Origin of the sequence: Minwuia sp. IMCC3060, from assembly GCF_029909435.1 — a bacterium.
GTDB lineage: Bacteria > Pseudomonadota > Alphaproteobacteria > Minwuiales > Minwuiaceae > Minwuia.
In genome coordinates, this window is sequence record NZ_CP123782.1 from 462,643 (window position 1) to 483,896 (window position 21,254).

Below are 21,254 nucleotides of genomic sequence, written 5' to 3' on the forward strand. Positions count from 1 at the left end.
GCCTCAGATGGCGGCAGCCTGCATCCGCGCGGCCGGGCTGTCGGCGGTGCTGCCGGAAACCGTGCGGCCATCCTTGATCACCGCCAGGTGGCGGGTGCGGTCGGCGGCGGCGGTGATGTCGTCCACCGGATTGCCGGGCACCAGCAGGAAGTCCGCCACGGCACCGTCGCGGATCACGCCACGGTCTCCGGGCTCGACCAGTTCCGCCGCATTGGACGTGCCCGCGATCAGGGCATCCAGCGCGGGCATTCCGGCCTCGGCCATGTAGGCCAATTCCCAGGCATTGGCACCATGGATGTTGAACGGTGTGCCGGCATCGGTACCCATCGCCACACGGCCCCCGGCGGCGATGTAGTCCTTGAAGGCCTGCAGATGGATGTCGTAGACGCGCTCCGACTTCTCCACGGCCCATGCCGGGATGCCCTTGTCGCGGTTCAGCAGGATGTTCTTCACCGCAGCCAGCGTCGGCACCAGGAAGACACCGCCATCGATCATCGCGGCGATGCATTCCTCGTTCATGAAGATGCCATGCTCGATGGAATGGATACCGCCCCGCACGGCGTTCAGGATTCCCTCCGCGCCCTGCGCGTGGCTGGCGGTGCGCTTTTGGAACCGGCGGGCCTCCGCGATTCCGGCCTTCATTTCCTCGGCGGTGTAATGCGCATCCTCCGGGTTCACGCCGGGCGTCATGACGCCGCCCGTGGCCATGATCTTGATGACGTCGACGCCCTTGTGGACATTGGTACGCACGGCCTTGATCACGTCCTCGACGCCGTCGGCCACCAGGCCCCAGCGGTTGCCATGCCCGCCGGTCATGCAGATCATCCGCCCCGATGCCCGCATCACCGGACCGGGGAAGCGCCCGGCATTCAGCGCATCGCGCACGTCGAGGTCGATGTAGTCCTTGCCGCCGCAATCGCGCACGGCGACGATCCCGCCTTCCAGCGTACGCTTCGCGTGCTCCAGCGCGCGCAGGCCGACACCGGAGGCAGTCAGGCGATCCACGCCCTCCGCCGGATTGGCCTCCGCCCCATGGCAGATGTGGACGTGGCAGTCGATCAGACCGGGCATCAGGGTGGCCCCGGTCGTATCGACAGTCTGCCCGGCAAAGCCCTCGAAGGAAGCGGCGGGCGCGACCTTCGTGATGCGGCCATTCTCCACCAGCACTGCCTGGCCCTCGGTTGGGGTGTTCAGTCCGTCGAACACCAGTCCACCGGCATAGAGTGTTGCGTCGTCAGTCATCTGCTTGTCTTTCCCTTGTCTCAATCGTAACCGGGGGCGGAGCGTGCCACGCCGCCGTAGGCGTCAAGCACCCGGCCCAGCCATTCGGCAATCGGGTCATCCTCCTCCAGCAGCCGGAAGGGTGAGATGGCCCTGGCCCAGAGGAATGGACCGGCGCACATGTGATCGGCAAAGGCGGGTGCTTCGCCCGCGACCCAGGGCTGGTTGCGCAAGGTCAGGCGCAGCGGCATCAGCGCCTGGCGAAAGCCCTTCACCCGTTCCTCGCGCCCGGCCTGCACTTCCTCCAGCGTCTTGCCGAAACGTTTCTCCCGGCTCTCGCGGAAATAGGGCTGATCAACCGGATCGAGATGTTCGTGGATGTCGTGCAGCACCAGTTGCGCCACGCCGCCGGTCAGCACGGCCTCCGTCCAGGACTTGATGAACCGGGCTTCCGACCGTCCGTTCGGGAACAGGGTCGGCCTGTCCGGATAGGTGTCATCCAGATACTCCGCGATGGCCCAGGAGTCGGTCACCACCGTCTCGCCATCGACGATGGTGGGCACGGTCTTCGCGCCCAGCGACTCGATGGCTTCCCGGTCGGTGAACTTCCAGGCAACGGCCTCGACCTCCAGCCCCTTGTGCGCCAGCGCCAGTCTGGAGCGCCAGCAGAAGGGGCTGAAACGCCGCTCCGGCTCCGCACCGCAAAGGTCGAACATCCTGATAGTCATCTTTCGCGATCTCCCCTGGTCATCCGCTCCGGTCAGGGCAGCAGCCGGGCAATCTGGCGATTTGCCAGCACCAGCCGCGCAATATCCACGCCGCCGGATGCCCTCAGCTCGTTCATCACCTGATCAACCCGTTGCAGCCCCGATGCGAACTCCGACTCGAAGCTCGCCAGCGGCGCATCCTGACCGGTCGCGAAGGCCTGCACAACCAGCCTGCGCTGTTGCGTATAGCTGTCATCCACCAGCATCGCGACGGCCTGCCGGTCCCAGGCACTTTCCATGTTCAGGCCGTTCGCCTGCGCCCGCAGCCAGTCGAGACCAAGGCGCCCGCCGAGTGCGAAGTAGGCGGCGGCAACCGTACGCATCTCCTGCCCGACGCTTTCCGCCGCATCAACGATATCCAGCGTGGTGGCCAGCGGTGCCAGGGCCGCGACCTGACCGGCCAGGTCGTCGGGGACGCCGTCGGCCAGCAGGCTCTCCCGCACCCGCTCCCAGTCGGCGCGCTCCATCGGACCAAGCTGCTCGGCCAGGCTGCCTTTCACCTGATCGATGGCCGGGCGGAACCGCTGCGCCATCCGTGCACTGTCGATGGGACGCACGGCATTGCGCAGGAACCATTGTCCCGCACGCTCCATCAGGCCCTGCACCATGTTCAGCATGCGGGTCTGCACGGCGGCAGGCACCACATTGTCCAGCGCGTCGATGGCATCCCACAGCGGCTGCAGATCGAAGATGTCACGCACCGCCATGGTCACGCGGGCGACGTCGGCGGCGCTGACCCCAAGGTCATCCTGCGCCAGCCGGGCAAAGGCCGGTCCCGCGCGGTTGACGATGAAGTTCGCCACCTGGGTCGCAATGATCTCCCGCCGCAGGCGATGCGCCTTGATCTCCGCCACGTATTTCTGCTGCAGGTCGTGGGGGAAATAGGTGACCAGATCGGTCTCCAGCGACGGCTCTTCCGGCAGGTCGCTTTCCAGCAGTTCGGTCTTCAGCGCCATCTTGGCATAGGACAACAGCACCGAGATCTCCGGACGGGTCAGTCCGCCGGTACGGTCCGCCAGTTCGTCATCGGCGGGCAGGAACTCGACCTCCCGGTTCAGCAGGCCGGTGCGCGCATAGGATCGCATCATCCGGCCAAGCGGCCCGACGTTGCCGCGTCCAGCGCTCTCCGCCAGGGTGATCGCCTGGCCCTGCACATAGTTGTCGCGCAACACCAGTGCCGCCACATCGTCGGTCATTTCCACCAGCTGGCGGTCGCGCTGCTTCCGCGTCATCTCGCCCGCACTCTCGACGGCGCCGAGCAGGATCTTCAGGTTGACCTCATGGTCGGAACAGTCGACCCCGGCGGAATTGTCGACGAAGTCGGTATTGATGCGCCCGCCCTCCTGGGCGAACTCGATCCGCGCCCGCTGGGTGATGCCCAGGTTGGCCCCTTCGCCCACGACCTTTACCCGCAGCTCGTCGGCATCGATGCGGATCATGTCGCTGGCGCGGTCGCCGACATCGCCATGGCTCTCGTCGGTGGACTTGACGTAGGTGCCGATGCCGCCGAACCACAGCAGGTCCACAGGCGCGCGCAGGACGCCCTGGATCAGCTGGAACGGGCTGAGTTCCGTTTCGGCAATGTCCAGCGCCTTCTGTGCCTCCGGCGTCAGCGTGACACGCTTGGCCTTGCGGTCGATCACCATGGCGCCTGCCGACAGCTTCGCCTTGTCATAGTCTTCCCAGCTCGACCTCGGCAGGTCGAACAGCCGCTGCCGCTCCGCGAAGCTGGTGGCGGCGTCGGGTGTCGGGTCGATGAAGATGTGGCGATGATCGAAGGCGGCGATCAGCAGCGTCTGCTCCGACAGCAGCATGCCGTTGCCGAACACGTCACCCGACATGTCGCCGACACCCACGGTGGTGAAGGGCTGGGTCTGGATATCGGTGCCCATCTCGCGGAAATGCCGTTTCACGCATTCCCAGGCACCACGCGCGGTGATGCCCATCTTCTTGTGGTCATACCCGGCGGCACCGCCGCTGGCGAAGGCGTCGCCCAGCCAGAAGCCGTAATCGACCGCAACCTGATTGGCGTAGTCGGAGAAGGTGGCCGTGCCCTTGTCGGCGGCGACCACCAGATAGGGATCATCGCCATCCCGGCGCACCACGTCCTTCGGCGGCACGATTGTGCCTTCGACGATGTTGTCGGTGATGTCGAGCAGCGATGAGATGAAATTGCGGTAGCAGGCGATACCCTCCGCCTGAATGGCCTCCCGATCCCCTCCGACCGGCAGGTTCTTGGGCACGAAGCCGCCCTTCGATCCCGTCGGCACGATGACCGAATTCTTCACCATCTGCGCCTTCACCAGACCCAGTACCTCGGTGCGGAAATCCTCCCGCCGGTCCGACCAGCGCAGACCGCCACGGGCCACCAGTCCGCCGCGCAGATGCACGCCCTCGAACCGCGGGCTGTAGACAAAGATCTCCCGCAGTGGCCGGGGCAGGGGCAGGTCATCCAGTGCCTGGCTGTCGAACTTGAAGGAGGCGTAGGTGCGGGCGCTGCCGTCATCCAGGCGCTGGTAGAAGCTGGTGCGCAGGGTGGAGCGGATGGCGTTGAGGAACCGGCGCAGGATGCGGTCCTGATCCAGGCTATCGACGTCGTTCAGCAGCACCTCGACCGATTCCACGATGGTCTGGGACAGGTCATCACGGTCGCCGGCAGTGGCCGGATCGAACTGGACGCGGAACAGTTCCACCAGCAGTTCGGTGACAGCCGGGTTCGCGGCCAGCGTATCCTCCATATAGGCTTGGCTGAACTGGATGCCCGCCTGGCGCAGGAACTTGCAGTAGGCCCGCAGCATGGTCACTTCCGGCGCGGTCAGGCCCAGGCCGAGGATCAGGCCGTTGAATCCGTCATCCTCCGTCTCGCCATTGAAGATCCGCAGGAATCCGTCCTCGAAACCGGCCTTGGCTGCCGACAGCGCCAGGGCACGGCCCGAGACACTCTCCATGCGGAAATCGTGAATCCAGCACAGGGGGTCGACCGGGTCGCCCACGGGATAGGTCTGTTCTGACAGGACCCGCAGCCCCAGGTTCTCCAGCATTGGCAGCACGTCGGACAGGGCCAGTGCCGGTCCCCTCCGGAACAGTTTCAGGCGCACCACATCATCGTCATCCTCCACCTTGCGGTAGAGGTTGATACCGAGACGGTCCACGGCGGAGCGCTCGATCCGATCGATGTCGATCCGCGCCATGCCGGGCGAGAATTCCTCCCGGTAGGCAGAGGTGAAGGCGGTGCCATAGCGCTGCAGAAGGCGTGATGCCGCTTCCTCCCCATGGGCGTCGGTCAGCACCTCGGCCAGGGCGTCGTCCCAGGAACGCGCCTCCTCCACCAGCCGCTGTTCCAGCACCGCGTACTCGACCCCGGCACCATCCGGGCTGCCACCGACGATGACATGCAGCCGGGCCAGCGCGGAGTCGCCGATCTGTGTGTAGAAGGCTGAAATGCGGCCCCCCAGGCCCTTCGCCAGTATCTTCTCGAACTTGCGCCGCAGCTCGGAATCGTAGCGGTCGCGCGGAATGAAGATCAGGCAGGAATAGAACCGCTGGAACCGGTCGCGACGGACGAACAGGCGAATACGCGGGCGTTCCTGCAGCGCCAGAATGGCCAGCGCCGTGTCGTGAAGTTCATCCTCGGAGACCTGGAACAGCTCGTCGCGCGGATAGGTGTCGATGACATTGACCAGCGCCTTGCCGGCATGGCCGCGGCGGTCGAAACCCGACCGCGCGATGACCCGGTCGGCCTTGCGTCGCAGGTAGGGAATCTCGCGCGGGGTCCGGTTGTAGGCCGCGGAGGTGAACAGGCCGACGAACCGGCGTTCCCCCACCACGTCGCCCTTGGCGTCGAAGCGCTTGATGCCGATGTAGTCCAGGTAGACCGGACGGTGGACCGGACTGCGGAAGTTGGTCTTGGTCACGATGACCAGTTCCGGTCGCTGCAGGAATTCGCGGACTTCCGGTGACAGGGTGGGGCCGCCGGAATGGCGGTTCATCACCCGGCGTTCCGAATTGCGCAGCAGGCCCAGGCCGGTGCCCTGCACGATCTCCAGCCGCTCGCTCTCCTGGCTGGCCTCATAGTCGTACTCGCGGTAGCCGAGGAAGGTGAAATGGTCCGCGATCATCCATTCCAGCAGGGCCTTGCCTTCGGCCACTTCGGTTTCTTCCAGCGGTGGCGGGTTCTCCTCCAGGTCACGGATGATGGCGCGGGCATTGTCTATCATCGTCGGCCAGTCACTGACCGACACGCGCACATCGTCCAAGGTGTTCGACAGGGTCTGCTGGATCGCGGACAGCGCGTCCGGGTCGCTCAGGCTGCCGATCTCGACCTGAATGTAGCTCTCCCGAAGCGTGGTGGCATTCTCGTCCGGCTGACAGAGATTGCCGTCCGCGTCGCGCGTCGTCTCCATGACCGGATGCGCCAGACCGTGGATCTGATGGTCATTCTGGTTCAGGGCCGAAAGGATTGAATCGACCAGGAAAGGCATGTCGTCATTGACCATCTCGACGATGGTGTGGGGCGAACTCCAGCCATGTTCGTCCAGCCGCGGATTATAGACCCGGACAAGCGCCCGCCCGGGCTTGCGCTTCCCGGCGAACTTCCAGAATGACAGCAGCGACGCGTAGGCATCGTCGGGATCACGCGGCTCCGTCTCGTCCGTCGTCATGTGCGGCGCCATGTGTGCTGCGAACGCGATCAGCGCCTCCGCCTCGTCAGGCTTCAGGCGCTGCCTGCAATGGGCTGTGATCTTGTCCAGAAGTTCGCTGGCTATCGCTTCAGCGGTCGGATCCATTGCTTGCTCTCCCTCGGCACGTTGCGGCTTTCCCCGGTAAGGTGCCGTCTGTTCCTGACGCGCCTGTGACGGGCGCCTGATCTGTGCGCATCGCCACTAAACCACACTACATCCACGAAGCCGAGTATTGACCGGGCGGCAATGGCAACCGACACTGGATCCCGAGGGGCTGGATCGAACACCGGGAAAGTGGTGCGGCTGCGCCATGGAGCCGCCGTGCCGACTGTCCGGCTACTGCAACAAATACCGGTCTAGATCCGGAATATTCACGAGGGCCGTCGGGAAGACGTGCCCATGCTCTTGAGGGGGATCACAAATGGCATCAGGTAACGCTGCGCTGCAAAATTTCATGGAAGGCCTGGAGAAGCGCAATCCGGGCGAACCCGAGTTCCACCAGGCGGTGATGGAGGTCGCGGCCACCATCATTCCGTTCCTGGACAACAATCCGAAGTATCGCGAGATGCAGATCCTGGAACGCATGGCGGAACCGGATCGTGTCATCTCCTTCCGCGTCTGCTGGGAGGATGACGAGGGCAACATCCGCGTCAACCGTGGTCACCGGATCCAGATGAACAACGCCATCGGCCCCTACAAGGGCGGCCTGCGGTTCCATCCGTCCGTGAACACGTCGGTTCTGAAGTTCCTTGCCTTCGAGCAGACCTTCAAGAACAGCCTGACCGGTCTGCCGATGGGCGCCGGCAAGGGTGGCGCCAACTTCAATCCGAAGGGCAAGTCGAACAACGAGATCATGCGGTTCTGCCAGTCGTTCATGACGGAACTGTATCGTCATGTGGGTGCGAACGTTGACGTGCCCGCCGGTGACATCGGTGTCGGCGCGCGCGAGATCGGTTACATGTTCGGCCAGTTCAAGCGCATCACGAACTCGTTCGAGGGCGTGCTGACCGGCAAGGGCCTGGAATTCGGTGGCTCCCTGGTCCGCAACGAGGCAACGGGCTACGGCGCCGTCTACTTCCTGCAGAACATGCTGAAGGCAGCGGGCAACGACGTGTCCGGCAAGGTTGCCGTGGTGTCCGGTTCGGGCAACGTGGCCACCCATGCCGCCGAGAAGCTGATGCAGCTTGGTGCCCGTCCGGTGACCCTGTCCGACTCCGGTGGGTACATCCACGACCCGGCCGGTTTCACGCAGGAGAAGCTGGACTGGATCAAGGAACTGAAGAACGTCCGTCGTGGTCGCATCAGCGAATATTGTGACGAGTTCAGCGGCACCACCTTCCACGAGGGCAAGCGCCCCTGGGAAGTCCCCGCCGAGATCGCCATGCCCTGCGCGACGCAGAACGAGCTCAACCTCGACGAAGCCAAGATGCTGATCAAGAACGGCGTCGTGGCCGTGTCGGAAGGTGCGAACATGCCGACGTCGAACGAAGGCGTCGACGCGTTCCTGGATGCCGGGGTGATCTTCGGTCCGGCCAAGGCGGCCAATGCCGGTGGCGTTGCCGTGTCCGGTCTGGAAATGAGCCAGAACTCGGCCCGCATCAGCTGGGGTGTCGACCAGATGCAGGAGCAGCTGCGCCAGATCATGGAAGACATCCATGGCCGTTGCCAGACCTACGGCAAGGACTATGGCCGTGAGGGCATGACCGACTATGTCGCCGGTGCCAACATTGCCGGCTTCGCCAAGGTCGCCGACGCGATGATGGCATTCGGCGTGGTCTGATCCGCCTGTCGGAACAGCACATGCTGACGGAATTGCGCCCGGTCCCGATCCTCGGGGCCGGGCGTTTTTCATTTCCATGAACGCCGCACGCCAGTTCGCGATCGCGCTGGCCATCCCGGCCAGCGGCAACATATTCGCCAACGCCCTGTTCTCCGCGACATCGGGGGAGCCAGGGTATCTGCTGTGGACCCTGTTCTATGACGGCACGGTCCTTGTCGCCCTCAACATCCTGCTGGCGCGCCGGTTCCTGTTCCGGCCCGTTGCGGGGCTGATCGCGGGCGACGACACACCGGAGGCACGGCTGGCGCTGGAGCGGCTGCCGCTGCGAACGGCCATGTGGGCCGTCGGGTTCTATATGCTGTTCTTCCCCATCGGGTTCTTTCTCAGCCCCCTGGCCGGTTCCTACGGCGGCAACTTCGATCTGCCGCTCGACTATGTCTATTTCGTCTCGCTGGTACTGGCTGCCGTGGCGGGATACCTCGTCTTCTTCCTGCTCAACACGCTGGTGACCAGGATCAAGCTGCACCTCTTCGCCACACGCGGGCTCATCCTGCCCGGCGGTGGCGGCAACCTGCGGCGGCGGATGATTGTCGTCATCAGCGTCATCTCGATCATGCCGCTGCTCCTGCTCATGACCGAATTCTTCTGGTTCGTCCGTTACCGTGACGGTGGCGGGCTGGATCTGCCGATGGAGAATGCCATCATCATGGACATTGCCGTCAGCTTCCTGCTGATCGGCATTGTCATCGTCTTTCTGCCCCTCTCGCTCACCCGGCCCATCGAGATTCTGGTGGCGGCAGTGGAACGTGTGGCACGGGGCGACCTGACCGTCCGTGCGCCGGTGACCTCCAACGACGAGATCGGTGCCCTGACCACGCGGTTCAACGAGATGGTGGACGGGCTGAACGAACGTCAGGCGATTCGGGAGACCTTTGGCAAGTACGTGCCGGAGGCCGTGGCGGAGCAACTGATCCGGGACCCCGGCGTGCTGGCGGGCGAGGAACGTATCGCCACCATCATGTTCACTGACATCCAGGGGTTCACGGGCATTTCGGAGCTGCTCAGCCCGGCGGAGACCATCGCCCTGCTGAACGACTATTTCGAAGTGGTTCTGCAGCCGATCCGGGCCGAGGGCGGGACCGTGAATGCCTTCATCGGTGATTCGATCTTCGCCAGTTTCAACGTACCGGTTCCCCACCATGACCACGCCGCCCGCGCCATCCGTGCCGGACTGGCGATCGAACAGGCGCTGGAGGGGAAGCGGTTCGGCCCGGGCAGGGACATCCGGCTTGTGACCCGCATCGGCATCAATACAGGCACGGTGGCCGCAGGTGCGGTGGGCGGCGGTGACCGGCTCGGCTACACGATCATCGGCGACAGCGTGAACGTCGCCTCGCGGCTGGAAGGGCTGGCCAAGGAGATGGGCGGCCCGATCCTGGTCAGCGGCACGACCCGCAGCGCGGCGGGCGATTCCTTCCGCTTCGAAGAACTCGGCAAGGTCCCCATCCGTGGCCGTGCCCGCGAGATCTCGGTCTGGCGGGTGCTGGCATGATGTCAGGTAATCCGATCAGCCGCCATGCGGCCTGACCGGATCGCGCCCTCGATGGTGGCGGGCAGGCCGCGTACGCTCCAGTCTCCGGCCAGCAGCACGTTGGGCACCGTGCAGTCGGGGCCGGGACGCCGCGGCTCGTTCGCGGGTGTCTCGGCGAAGGTCGCACGGCGTTCCTTCACGACCCGAAATGCGGGCAGGGGCATCGTCCGGTCGCCCAGTGCGATGGCGACTTCCGGCCAGATCCGGCGGGCGAGTGCTTCTGCGGTATCATCGGCGAAGCGATCCGCCGCGCTGACCGTCACGGACGCCAGACCGTCGCGGCAGAACAGCCATTGTGCGACCCCACCGGTCAGCCCGGTCAGCGGTGGCATCTGTGCGGTATGGCCAGTGGCATCGAAGTGCAGGTTCAGGATCATGCGGCTGCCTTCCGGGACCGGGACGTCCGGCAGCAGATCGGGCAGGTTCCATGAGGGCACCGCCAGGATCACCCGGTCGTCGGGACCAACGGCCAGCGTCCGGCGCGATGTCTCGATGGCGCTGACGGCCCCGCCGGTCGGGGTGCGCTGCATCGACCGGACCCGCTCACCGAAACTGATCTCCACGCCCCTGTCGCGCAGGCATTCGATGGCCGGATCGATCAGCGTATCCGCCAGGCTGTCGCGCACCGTGACCGGACGCGACCAGCGTTCACCGCGGGCGAAGGTGAGGCGGCAGGTGGCTGCGAGCAACTGCGCGGAGGCTTCGTCGGCTGCCGTGTTCAGGGCCGCGACGGACAGGGGCTCCCAGAACCGCCGCCACAGCCATGTGTCCCCGGGAATGCAATCGGCGACCGTCGCGTCCGGTCCCGCCAGCAGCAGCCGCAGCCCCGCCAGCCAGTCCCGCAATCGTGCCCCGGGCACGGATCGGGATCGCCGCAGGACCCACCACGGCACCCGGCCGGCGTTGGGGCGGACTGTCCAGCGCGCGCCGGTCACCGTGTCGATGAAGGGATAGGCTGCGGGTTCGCCGATCGTCACCCGGTCCAGCGCACCAACCTCCGCCAGATAGTCGAACACAGCCTCGTTGGCGGTCATCATCAGGTGGTTGCCATTGTCGATCACGCGTCCCAGCGCCGGATCGTGGAAGCTGCGGCATCGCCCGCCTGCGGCAGGTGCAGCCTCCAGCAGCGTGACGCGGCGCCCGCGCGCCGACAGCCGCAGTGCGGCGGCCAGTCCGGCCAGCCCGGCCCCGACGATGATCGTCTGCGGGCCACTCATCAGACCGTCAGCGCACGAAGGGCCAGTCCCAGCTTGGCGAGGCGGGAGAGGCGCAGCCGCTTGGTCGGCTCGGCAAAGCCGCGCCGCTTCAGCCTGGCAAGGTGGCTGCGGTAGATCATGTCCATCAGCAGGGCCGGGCGCAGCTTCCGCCGGTCCAGCCGGGCCGACAGCGTGTCGGCGTCCCGGAAGCGGCTCTCCGCCTCCGCCAGCAGTTCCTCACAGACCAGCCGTACCGCCGGATGGGACAGGGTTTCCTGCGGCGTGGTGACGGCGATGCCGTGGTGGGCCAGCCGGTCAGCGGGCAGGTACAGGCGGCCCGCCGCCGCATCCTCCCCGATGTCACGCAGGATGTTGGTCAGTTGCAGCGCATCCCCCAGCGCCAGCGCATATTGCGTTGCGCGCGGTTCCCCGAAAACCTGGACCGACAGCATGCCGACCGCGCCCGCGACGCGGCGGCAATAGAGGTGCAGTCCGGCATGGTCCAGCGGCGGTGCTGCGCCGAAATCCATGTCCACATCCATCAGCATGCCGTCGATCAGGGCGTGGAATTCGGCTTTCGGCAGGTCATAGCCCTCGACCGCGGCGGCGAGCGCAACAGCCGTCGGTCGACCCGGGCGCGCGGCGTAGAGCGCCTCGATCTCCTCCGACCAGTCGGACAGTGCCTGGCGCTTCATGCCTTCCTCACCCGGCTCATCGGCGATGTCGTCGATCTCCCGGCAGAAGGCATAGATCGCGTACATCGCCCGCCGCCCGGCAGGGGGCAGGGCGCGCATGCCCATGGCGAAGGAGGTGCCGGAGCGGTCCACGACCATGCGAACGTGGCGATCCGCCTCCGCAAGGCTGCTCATGCGCGGGATCCGAAGGCGCGGGTCAGGGCGAAGCGCCCGGCAGCCAGAACGGAGACAAGCAGGGCCGACGGTTTCGAAAGCCGGGTGCGCTGGCACAATGGATCGCGGTTCCGCAGCCGCCTTGCCATCCGGCGCGCCAGCGCATGAATCACCGCCGCCTCCGCCCCCAGCCGCGCGCTCTTCAGGCTGTGCGGCAGCGGGCGTGATTTCTCCAGCAGGGTGTCACAGAGGTCGAGGCAACGGTCGAGAACCGCACGCAGGGCAGGTGAACTGCGACCGGCCAGCAGCGATGATTCGTCCGTCCCCGAATCCTGCAGCCAGTCGAGAGGCAGATAGACCCTGTTCATGCGCTGAAAGTCTTCCTTGCAGTCCTGCAGGTGGTTGATGATCTGCAGGGCATCGCAGAGCGGGTCGGAAAGGGCATGGCCACGCCGGTCCTCGCCATGCAGGTCGAGAAGGTAGCGGCCCACGGGGGAGGCAGAGAGTCTGCAGTAGTCGCGCAGTTGTTCGATGTCCCGACAACGGTCCTGACGGGCATCGCGGCGAAAGGCGGCCAGCAGGTCACGTGCATGGGTGTCGGTGACCCCTGTCGCGAGCAGGCTGCGGCGCAGCCGGTCCGCCACGGCACAGGCTGGCAGGTCGCTGCCATTGATCAGGGCGGCCTCCAGCGCGTCGAGCCGCTCAAGCTTCGCAGGGGCTGTCAGATCAGGGGCGTCGGCAATGTCGTCGGCGGTGCGGGCGAAGGCATAGAACGTCGCGACGTGTGGCCGGAGTCCGCGCGGCAGCAGCACTGATCCAACGGGAAAATTCTCCTCCCGTGCCTGCGCGGCGGGGTCCACCTGTCGGGACATCTGCAGCTCAGCCGTCATTTCGGTCCCGTTCCCCCGATCCGTCGCACCCATGTCCGACCTGCAGGGGTGTACAGGAAGCAAGGGTGATGGAGAAGGGTGCGCATTGGCGGCTGTTCAACTGTTGGCACCGATGGGCGAAGCCGATTGATCACGGCACCCGGCCCCTATAGTCTCTGCGCCAACAAAGACATCAAAGTGTCAAACTCAGGGAGGAAACACATGTTTCACAAGACGCTGAAAGGCGTGGCGGCGATTGCTGTTGCGCTGGGAATGGCCGGGGCCGCGCAGGCCGGCAGCCATTCCGACATGGTCGACGGCCCGGCCGTCACCTGGAACCATTCCATCTGGGGCAAGCCCCGGGCATTCACGGCCGGCCTGGAATACATCGTGGCCGAGCTGGACCGCCGGACCGGTGGCAAGTTCCAGCTGAAGCTGTCCTACGGTGGTCTGTCCAAGCCGCGCGAGAACCTGGATGGCATCCAGCTCGGCGCGTTCGAAGGGGCGAACTTCTGCAACTTCTACAGCCCGGACAAGACGCCTTCGTCTATGATCTTCTCCCTGCCGTTCCTGCCCATCGGTGACTGGAACGTGCGGATCAAGGCATCGGACGCCTTCTACCAGCATCCGCATGTGAAGAAGGAAATGGCCAACTGGAATGCCGTGATCTACATGGCCGGCATCCTGCCGCAGTATGAATTCCTGGGCCGCGGCAAGCCGCCGAAGTCCCTGGAGGACTGGAACGGCATGCGTGTCCGCGCCGGTGGCGGTGTCGCCCAGGCAATGGAGAAGCTGGGTGCCACGCTGATGAGCGTGCCGGCGACCGAGGTCTACACGCTGCTGGAACGCGGCACGGTTGATGCGGTGTCTTTCCCCTACACCTATGCCCATGCGGCCTACAAGGTGAACGAGGTTGCCGACTGGTTCACGGGCAATTTCCAGCCCGGCACGGCTGACTGCCCGACCGTCTTCAACATCGACGCCTGGAACGCCCTGCCGCAGCAGTATCGCGACCTGCTGCTGGAGCTGAAATGGCCGGCCTACGAGAAGATGCGCGAAGCCTATGAGGCGGCTGACAAGGTGAACATCCCGATGTTCCAGAAGCAGCTGACCGAAATCCGCTTCACCAAGGACGAGCTGGCCACCTTCCGCAAGGAAATCGGTGAGCCCCTGTGGAAGGAAGCTTTCGTCGATGCCTACGGCGACAAGATTCCGGCGCAGGAACTGCTGGACTTCCTGCTGGCCGAAGCCGAAAAGGCTGCCGGTTCCTGAAGGCAGTGACATGATTCGGGGCGGGCTCCTGGCGGGTCCGCCCCTTTCATTTCCTTGAACAATTTCAGAACGATATAGCTGTTTTCGTTTCCCGGGGAGGGGCGAGCATGGACGCAACGCAGGGCGAGTCCAACATGGGCCAGCTCGATCGTACGCTGGGCCGCGTTGAGACGATCTTCAACCTGGTCGCGGCCTACTCCATTGTCTTTCTCATGCTGCTTGGCGTTTCGCAGATTTTCCTGCGTACCGTCGGCTACCCCATGTGGGGCTATATCGACTTCGTCGAGCAATCCATCGCGGTCTTCGCCTTCATGGGTATCGCCTATTGCCAGCGGGCTGGCGGTCATGTGCGCATGGATCTGGCTATTCGTGGTCTCAAGGGACGGTGGCTCTGGCTGGCCGAATCCCTCGCGATTGTCCTGTCCCTGATCGTTGTCGGTGTGCTGATCGCCTATGGCTATACCCACTTCGAGCGCGCCTTCGAGCAGGGTGACTCCACCATTGATGCCAATTTCCCGGTCTGGCCGTCGAAGCTGATCGTGCCGGTCGCCTTCAGCCTGCTGTGGCTGCGCCTGCTGCTGCAGCTGATCGGCTACATGCGCCTGTTTCTCGATCCTTCGAAGACGCCGGTCGGCGTGCCGACGATTCCGACAATCGAGGATGTGGCCCGTCAGGACATCGAGAGCACCGGTGACGAGGACAGGGACAACAATGCCGCCAACCGGGGAGCAGGCGCATGATCACCGATCCACTGACAATCGGCATCATCGGCATGGTGGCGCTGCTCTGCCTTATCGCGCTTGGTATGCGCGTCGTCTTCGCCTGCGCCCTGGTCGGCATGGTCGGTATCATCGCGGTGCTCTACGCGAAGCCCAACTTCGATCTTGCCAAGGCCTTCATGGCCGGGGCCGGGCTTGCCGGGCTCACCCCCCATTCCAAATCGGTCGCCTATACGCTCAGTGTGCTGCCGATGTTCATCCTGATCGGTTATCTGGCGTTTCATGCGGGCATCACCAAGGCGGTGTTCGAGGCTGCGCGGCGCTGGATCGGCTGGGTGCCGGGCGGACTCGCCGTGGCCAGCGTGTTCGCGACCGCCGGCTTCGCCGCGGTCTCCGGTGCTTCCACCTCCACGGCGGCGGTCTTCGCCCGGATCGCGATTCCGGAAATGCTGGCGGCGGGGTACGACAGGCGCCTGGCTGCAGGCGTGGTCGCCGCGGGCGGCACACTGGCATCACTGATTCCGCCGAGTGCGATCCTGGTCATCTACGCCATCATCGTCGAACAATCGGTTGGCGCGCTGTTGCTGGCCGGTTTCCTGCCCGGACTGTTCTCCGCTGTCGTCTATGCCCTGCTGATCATCTACCGTGCCTGGCGCAATCCGGAACTGGGCCGCCCGATCCGGGGCTATACCTGGAAGCAGCGGTTCGAGAGCGTGCCGGGTACCACGCCGATCCTGCTGGTCATCGCGATCATCATCGGCGGTATCTACCTCGGCCTCGCGACACCGACCGAGGCGGGCGCGCTCGGCGCCTTCGTCGTGCTGGTGATGGCAGCTGTCCGGGGCATGAAGTGGCATCAGTTCCAGGACGCGATCCTGGAGACGGCCAAGCTGACGGTGATGATCTTCTCCATCATCTGGGGCGTGCTGATCTTCGTGCGCTTCCTCGGATTTGCCCGTCTGCCGGAGAATTTCGCCAACTGGATCGTGACCCTGCCGCTCGATCCCTGGACCATCATGATCCTGATCCTGCTTGCCTATGCGGTGCTGGGCATGTTCATGGATGCCATCGGGATGCTGCTGCTGACCCTGCCTGTGGTCTATCCGGCTGTCGTGGCGCTTGGCCCGGGGCTCGGGTTCGATCCGGGCAGCAACGATGTTGCCATCTGGTTCGGGATCATTGTCGTGAAGATGGTGGAGATATGTCTGGTCACGCCTCCAATCGGTCTGAACTGCTACGTCGTCAACGGCGTCAGACCGGACATACCGCTGTCGGATGTCTTCAGGGGTATCGGCCCCTTCTTCATCGCCGACGTGCTGACGGTTGCCGGTCTGGTGGCGTTCCCCGCCATCATCACCTGGCTGCCCAACCAGATGCTCAACTGATCCTGCATCCGTCCGGCCCGGCGTCATGAGCGGACGCCGGGCGGACCTGGAACTCGTGGCGCGGGGTCTTGCACAGAGCCGGGGCCGTGCGCGGGCCCTGATCGAGGCTGGCAAGGTCACGCTGGACGGCCAGACGGTCGGTCGGGTGGCGGAGATCGTGGAGCCTGAACAGGTTCTGGCCCTGTCGGAGCCGGATCATCCCTATGTCAGTCGGGGGGCGCTGAAGCTGGTGGCGGCGCTGGACCATTTCCGGATGGATCCGACAGGCTGCAACTGCCTGGACATAGGTGCTTCGACCGGCGGCTTCACGGATGTCCTGCTGCAACGTGGCGCGCGTCATGTGACTGCCATCGATGTCGGACGGGACCAGTTGCACGAGAGTCTGAGCCAGCGGCCGGATGTTACCTCGCTTGAGGGGATGAACGCCCGCGAGCTGACCCTGGATGACCTGCCGCATCAACCGGACCTGATTGTCTGTGACGCCAGCTTCATCAGTCTGACGCTGGTCCTTGCCCCGGCGCTGGCGCTGGCCGCGCCGGGTGCACGGGTGATCGCGCTGGTGAAGCCGCAGTTCGAGGCCGGGCGTGCAGCCCTGGGCAAGGGCGGGGTGGTACGTGACGCGAAAGTGCGCGATGAGGTGCGCCAACGCCTGACGGAATGGCTGTCGGAACAGCCGGACTGGCATGTGCTGGGCAGCATCGAAAGCCCGATCACGGGCCCGAAGGGCAATATCGAATTTCTGCTGGCGGGAGAGCGCGGCACATGAGTGAAGTGAGAATCGAAGGGCTGGGCAGTGCCGGTGACGGTATCGCCGCGCTGGACGGCCGGACCGTGCATGTGCCCTTCACCGCGCCGGGCGACGTGGTGGTGATTGAACAGCCGCGTGCGCCGCGCAAGCCGAAGGGCCGGGGCAAGGGGCGACCGGAAGCCGCTGCCGCGCCACGGCCCCGTGTCGTGAAACAGGTCTCGCCGGGTCCGGACAGGGTGGAACCGGCCTGCCCGCATTTCGGGCGCTGCGGGGGCTGTGCCCTGCAACATCTGTCGGCGGATTTCCTGGCGGACTGGAAACGGGACCAGGTCGTCGCCGCGCTGGAGCGGCGCGGGATCAGCGATGTGGCGGTTGATGAAACCTTCCTGGGCGGGCCGGGACGCCGCAGGCGCGTGAGCCTGACCTCGCAGGTCGGCGGGCGGAAGTCCGTGGCCATCGGGTTTCACGAGCGTGGCAGCAGGAACCTGGTCGACATCGGACCCTGTCCGGTGCTGGAGCCGGCGCTGGAAGCCCTGATCGCGCCGCTGCGGTCCCTGCTGGCGGCGCATCTGGCGCCACAGGAATCCGCCCGGATCTCCATCAACATGACCGACAGCGGTGCGGACATGCTGCTGGAGGCGGAGATGCGGCAGGGGGCGGACCTGTTCATGGATCTGGCGGAATTCGCCGAGACCCATGATCTGGCGCGCCTGACGCTGACAGGCAGGAACGGTGAAACGCCGATCGGCGCACGGCGTCAGCCGGTGCTGGAATGGCCGGGTCTGACTGTCGCGCCGCCGCCGGGGGCCTTCCTGCAGACCGACCGGCTGGTGGAAGCGGAAATGCGCCGCCGCGTCGGTCTGGCGTCGGCGGGTGCCGGTTCTGTCGCGGACCTGTTCTGCGGTGTCGGCACCCTGACCGCAGGCATACCGACGGGCGCGGAGGTGCTGGCCATCGACAGTGCGGCCGACGCCGTGCAGGCATTGCGCACCGGGGCGGACAAGGCGCGACGCACCAATATCACCACCAGTGTCCGCAACCTGACACGTGATCCCTTGAGCGCGGTCGAGATCGCCCCGCTGGATCTGGTGATCCTCGACCCGCCCGCGGCGGGCGCGCGGGCGCAGGTGGAGGTGCTGGCGGGGGCGGGGGCGCAGGTGCCGCGCATTGCCTACGCGTCCTGCGCGCCGGGAACATTTGCCCGGGACGCCCGCATCCTGATCGATGGCGGCTACCGTCTTGTTTCGCTCACGCCGTTCGACCAGTTCCACTGGTCCCCCGAAATCGAACTCTTCGGCCTGTTCGAACTGGCGTGATGGCCCGATCTATTCGGCCAGGACCTCCAGACAGCCGGATGGGGACAGCAGGGCGTCGGCACGGGCCTTGTCGGTTCCCTTCAGGCGGCCGTAGAGGCTGCGCAGGCGACTGAGGCACTTGCCCTGATAGCGGAACGGCGCCTGTGCGTAGGGCCGGCCAAAGATGGTCATGCGCACTTCCTCCGCGCCGCTCTCCAGCGCCTCCGCATTGGCGGCAAGGAAGGGCAGATAGGCCTGACCGCAGAGCGCGAGCAGGTCATGCACGGCCTGCGGCAGTTCGGCATCCGACGTGCCCCAGTCCCCTTCCAGTCCAGACAGGTCATCGGTCTGGCGAATCCAGTGGACCACGGTCGGGGCGCGGCGGCGCATCTCCGTCATCGATGTCGGGTCGTCGGCCAGGGTGCGCAACTGGCCGAACAGGCCGAAGTCGGCGATCGAGGGCCGGGTGCCGAACAGGTAGTTGCCAAGCCCAACATGGGTTTCCAGCGCATCAACGGTGCGGGCAAATGTTTCCTCGATGACCGGGCGATTTTCCTCCGTGCAGCCGACGATCGGCATGCGGCTCACCTGGCGCTCGCAGATGTCGCGGGCAAAGGCGCGGCGTTCCTCCAGCGGGGCGGCGGCCGGGACATTGTCGGAAGCGATCCACCAGGATGCGAAGTCCCGGTCGGCGGCATAGAACCAGCGATAGTGGAACATGGCCTTGGTCAGCCATTCATCGGCCATGTCCTCGATCAGGTTGGCGAGGAAGCGATGTACCGGATCTTCCGGAAGGATGGAGCGTTCCGTATGGCGCTGCTCCAGCTCATGCGCGATGGGGGTTGAATCCACCCGCCAGGCCACATCATCGGGAAACTGCACCATGGGGATGACCTGCGGCTTCACATGCGCTGTCTCCGCCCTGCTTTCGATGTTCCGCAGTTCCCAGATGAAGGGCAGACGCCGGTAGCGCAGTATCGCGCGCATCTTCATCGAATAGGGTGAGCCAAGCCCGCCCAGCAACCGGATCGGATCAGTCATTGTCTGTATCTCCCCAACAGGAACCGTCGCCTCCCCATGGCGGCAGTTTCACCGGGATCATCCTACACAATGGAGCGGCGTGTCATGGACAAATGGGCGCTCCGGAACCCGTTTCAGGGCTGAAGCGCATCCTCGACCACGCGACACAGCCGTGCCGTCGCGACTTCCGGCGGACCGGAGTTGTCCAGGTGCAGCACGTCATCGCCGCTGACCTTCAGGTCTCGGGCGCGCTGCAGGCGGGCCCTGATCTCCTCGGCAGTTTCCCGTCCACGGGCGGCAAGACGGCGCGCGAGTTCGGCCTCGGCGACGGTCACGGCAACCACGATCACGCGGGCGAACGCGGCACGGATCGCAGGCAGCGCCTGACGGGAACCATTGGCGATGGCCAGCCCGCCGCTGGCCAGATGGTCGGCAACATCAGCAGGGAGACCGTATTTCAGGCCGTTGGCGTCCCAGGTCACGGAGAAGGCTCCGGCCTGCTGCGCGGCCTCGAAGTCGGCCACGGTCATGCTCGCGTGCGCCTCGGCATTCGGGTCGGCCTTTCGAGTCACGGTGCGCTGCACGAAGCGGACACGGGCATCGTCGGCGAAGTGGAGCCGGAGTCCGTCGATCAGGGTGTCCTTGCCCGCGCCACTCGGCCCGACGATGACCAGCAGCGCGCCGCCTGTATCGCCGTCCCTGTCGCCGCCACCCTGTTCAGACAACCCGTTCCCCCTGACGCCAGACCGTGCGCACCACAGGTACGCCATCCTGGACACGGACGCGCGCCAGATCGGCGCGCTTGCCTACCGCGATCACGCCCCGGTCGTCCAGTCCCACCGAACGTGCGGGCTGGTGTGTCGCCATGCCTACGGCCTGGGGCAGGGAGATGCCGTCTACGGTCTCCGCAAGCTGGAATGTCGCCTGGATCAGGCTGAAGGGGATGTAGTCCGACGACAGGATGTCGAGCAGTCCCAGTTCCGCGAGGTGCTGCGCCGCGATATTGCCGGAATGGGAACCGCCGCGGACAACGTTGGGTGCGCCCATCAGGACGGCCATGCCGCGCTCATGGGACGATCTGGCGGCGGCCTCGGTCGTCGGGAATTCGGCGACGCGCACGCCATTGTCCTCCGCCTCGTCGACGTGTTCGCGGGTGGCGTCATCATGGCTGGCCAGCACGATGCCACGCTGCCGCGCGATTTCGGCGATGGCGCCGCGATTGTGGTCGGAGTTCTGCCGCGACTGGTCCACACGCATGTCGCAGAACGCCGCGAACTCGGCATCGGTCATCTTCAGCTTGCCCTGGTAATAGATCTTGTAGGCATCCAGATTGGCGAACTGCCGCTGTCCCGGCGCGTGATCCATCAGGGAGGCGAGACGCACCCCCTGCTTGCCGCCCAGCCTTTCGAAGGCGGCCAGGCAATCGGGTGATGAGACCTCGCACCGCAGATGCAGGAAATGGTCGGCGCGCAGTCGCCCGGTCGCCATGCCGCTCTGTATGGCCTCGGCCAGCACCACCATGTCGTCGGTGACCAGATCATGATCTCCGTCCGTATTGCCGACCCGCAGCGCGTCGAAGACCGTGGTGATGGCAGAGCTTGCGATCTGCGCATCATGCGCCTGCACGGCGGCAAAGGGGTTCCAGCGGACCTTGGGCCGGGGGGCGTAATGACCCTCCAGATGGTCGGTATGCAGTTCCACCAGACCGGGCAGCAGGTAGTCCCCACCCATGTCGTCTCCTGCAGCTTCCGACGCGCCGCCCACATCGGCAATCAGACCGTCACGCAGCAGCACGGAGCCGGTCACGACCTCGTCCTCCAGCACCAGGCGGGCATTCTTCAACAGTGTCTCTTGGCTCATT

At 65.5% G+C, this 21,254-nt stretch carries 16 protein-coding genes; 7 read left to right on the plus strand and 9 right to left on the minus strand.

Annotation, left to right across the window (positions count from 1 at the left end; genetic code table 11):
• Positions 1–3: 3 nt before the first annotated feature.
• From QGV54_RS02100 to QGV54_RS02110, 3 genes are read right to left on the minus strand one after another with little or no spacing between them, the layout of a single operon-like run.
• Positions 4–1,242: an amidohydrolase family protein gene (locus QGV54_RS02100; RefSeq protein WP_281018526.1), complete on the minus strand. Its 1,239-nt coding sequence runs from the start codon at positions 1,240–1,242 to the stop codon at positions 4–6.
• Positions 1,243–1,262: 20 nt separating this feature from the next.
• Positions 1,263–1,949 carry a glutathione S-transferase family protein gene (locus QGV54_RS02105; protein ID WP_281018525.1) on the minus strand — a complete coding sequence of 229 codons (687 nt, stop codon included), beginning with the start codon at positions 1,947–1,949 and terminating at the stop codon, positions 1,263–1,265.
• A 32-nt stretch (positions 1,950–1,981) separates the two neighbouring features.
• A complete protein-coding gene (locus QGV54_RS02110; protein WP_281018524.1) occupies positions 1,982–6,775 on the minus strand; it encodes an NAD-glutamate dehydrogenase in 4,794 nt (1,597 codons plus the stop codon).
• Between the two features lie 349 nt (positions 6,776–7,124).
• Between QGV54_RS02110 and gdhA the strand changes: the two genes are divergently transcribed.
• The gene (gene gdhA / locus QGV54_RS02115; protein WP_348637640.1) at positions 7,125–8,450 is read left to right on the plus strand and encodes an NADP-specific glutamate dehydrogenase; all 1,326 of its coding nucleotides are present in this window, start codon (positions 7,125–7,127) and stop codon (positions 8,448–8,450) included.
• Positions 8,451–8,526: 76 nt separating this feature from the next.
• A complete protein-coding gene (locus tag QGV54_RS02120) occupies positions 8,527–10,002 on the plus strand; it encodes an adenylate/guanylate cyclase domain-containing protein (protein WP_281018522.1) in 1,476 nt (491 codons plus the stop codon).
• Positions 10,003–10,004: 2 nt separating this feature from the next.
• Here the strand turns inward: QGV54_RS02120 and hpnE are convergent, their stop codons facing one another.
• Genes hpnE through hpnC form a run of 3 tightly spaced genes read right to left on the minus strand, consistent with a single transcriptional unit; the run spans position 10,005 to position 12,975 of the window.
• The gene (gene hpnE / locus QGV54_RS02125; RefSeq protein ID WP_281018521.1) at positions 10,005–11,258 is read right to left on the minus strand and encodes a hydroxysqualene dehydroxylase HpnE; all 1,254 of its coding nucleotides are present in this window, start codon (positions 11,256–11,258) and stop codon (positions 10,005–10,007) included.
• Positions 11,258–12,106, minus strand: coding sequence for a presqualene diphosphate synthase HpnD (gene hpnD / locus QGV54_RS02130; RefSeq protein ID WP_281020052.1), 849 nt, complete (start codon positions 12,104–12,106; stop codon positions 11,258–11,260). Before hpnD ends, hpnE begins: the two co-directional genes overlap by 1 nt.
• Positions 12,103–12,975: a squalene synthase HpnC gene (hpnC, locus tag QGV54_RS02135; RefSeq protein WP_281018519.1), complete on the minus strand. Its 873-nt coding sequence runs from the start codon at positions 12,973–12,975 to the stop codon at positions 12,103–12,105. The genes hpnD and hpnC overlap by 4 nt, the downstream gene beginning before the upstream one ends.
• Before the next feature lie 201 nt (positions 12,976–13,176).
• On the opposite strand from hpnC, the gene dctP reads away from it, so the two are divergent.
• The 5 genes from dctP (at position 13,177) to QGV54_RS02160 (ending at position 18,394) form a co-directional block, all read left to right on the plus strand.
• Positions 13,177–14,226, plus strand: coding sequence for a TRAP transporter substrate-binding protein DctP (gene dctP, locus QGV54_RS02140; protein ID WP_281018518.1), 1,050 nt, complete (start codon positions 13,177–13,179; stop codon positions 14,224–14,226).
• A 107-nt stretch (positions 14,227–14,333) separates the two neighbouring features.
• On the plus strand, positions 14,334–14,966 hold the full coding sequence (locus QGV54_RS02145; protein ID WP_281018517.1) for a TRAP transporter small permease: 633 nt from the start codon (positions 14,334–14,336) through the stop codon (positions 14,964–14,966).
• Positions 14,963–16,330, plus strand: coding sequence for a TRAP transporter large permease (locus QGV54_RS02150; protein WP_281018516.1), 1,368 nt, complete (start codon positions 14,963–14,965; stop codon positions 16,328–16,330). Before QGV54_RS02145 ends, QGV54_RS02150 begins: the two co-directional genes overlap by 4 nt.
• 25 nt (positions 16,331–16,355) lie before the next feature.
• Entirely contained in the window at positions 16,356–17,096 is a 741-nt protein-coding gene (locus QGV54_RS02155; RefSeq protein WP_281018515.1) for a TlyA family RNA methyltransferase, read from the plus strand.
• Positions 17,093–18,394: a TRAM domain-containing protein gene (locus QGV54_RS02160; protein ID WP_281018514.1), complete on the plus strand. Its 1,302-nt coding sequence runs from the start codon at positions 17,093–17,095 to the stop codon at positions 18,392–18,394. Before QGV54_RS02155 ends, QGV54_RS02160 begins: the two co-directional genes overlap by 4 nt.
• A 9-nt stretch (positions 18,395–18,403) precedes the next feature.
• Here the strand turns inward: QGV54_RS02160 and QGV54_RS02165 are convergent, their stop codons facing one another.
• The 3 genes from QGV54_RS02165 to QGV54_RS02175 all read right to left on the minus strand — a co-directional run bounded on the left by QGV54_RS02165 (position 18,404) and on the right by QGV54_RS02175 (position 21,253).
• Positions 18,404–19,414, minus strand: coding sequence for a glutathione S-transferase C-terminal domain-containing protein (locus tag QGV54_RS02165; RefSeq protein WP_281018513.1), 1,011 nt, complete (start codon positions 19,412–19,414; stop codon positions 18,404–18,406).
• 113 nt (positions 19,415–19,527) lie between these two features.
• Complete coding sequence (phnN, locus tag QGV54_RS02170) at positions 19,528–20,118, minus strand: phosphonate metabolism protein/1,5-bisphosphokinase (PRPP-forming) PhnN (RefSeq protein WP_281018512.1); 591 nt, start codon at positions 20,116–20,118, stop codon at positions 19,528–19,530.
• Entirely contained in the window at positions 20,111–21,253 is a 1,143-nt protein-coding gene (locus QGV54_RS02175; RefSeq protein ID WP_281018511.1) for an alpha-D-ribose 1-methylphosphonate 5-triphosphate diphosphatase, read from the minus strand. Before QGV54_RS02175 ends, phnN begins: the two co-directional genes overlap by 8 nt.
• Between the last annotated feature and the right edge of the window lies 1 nt (position 21,254).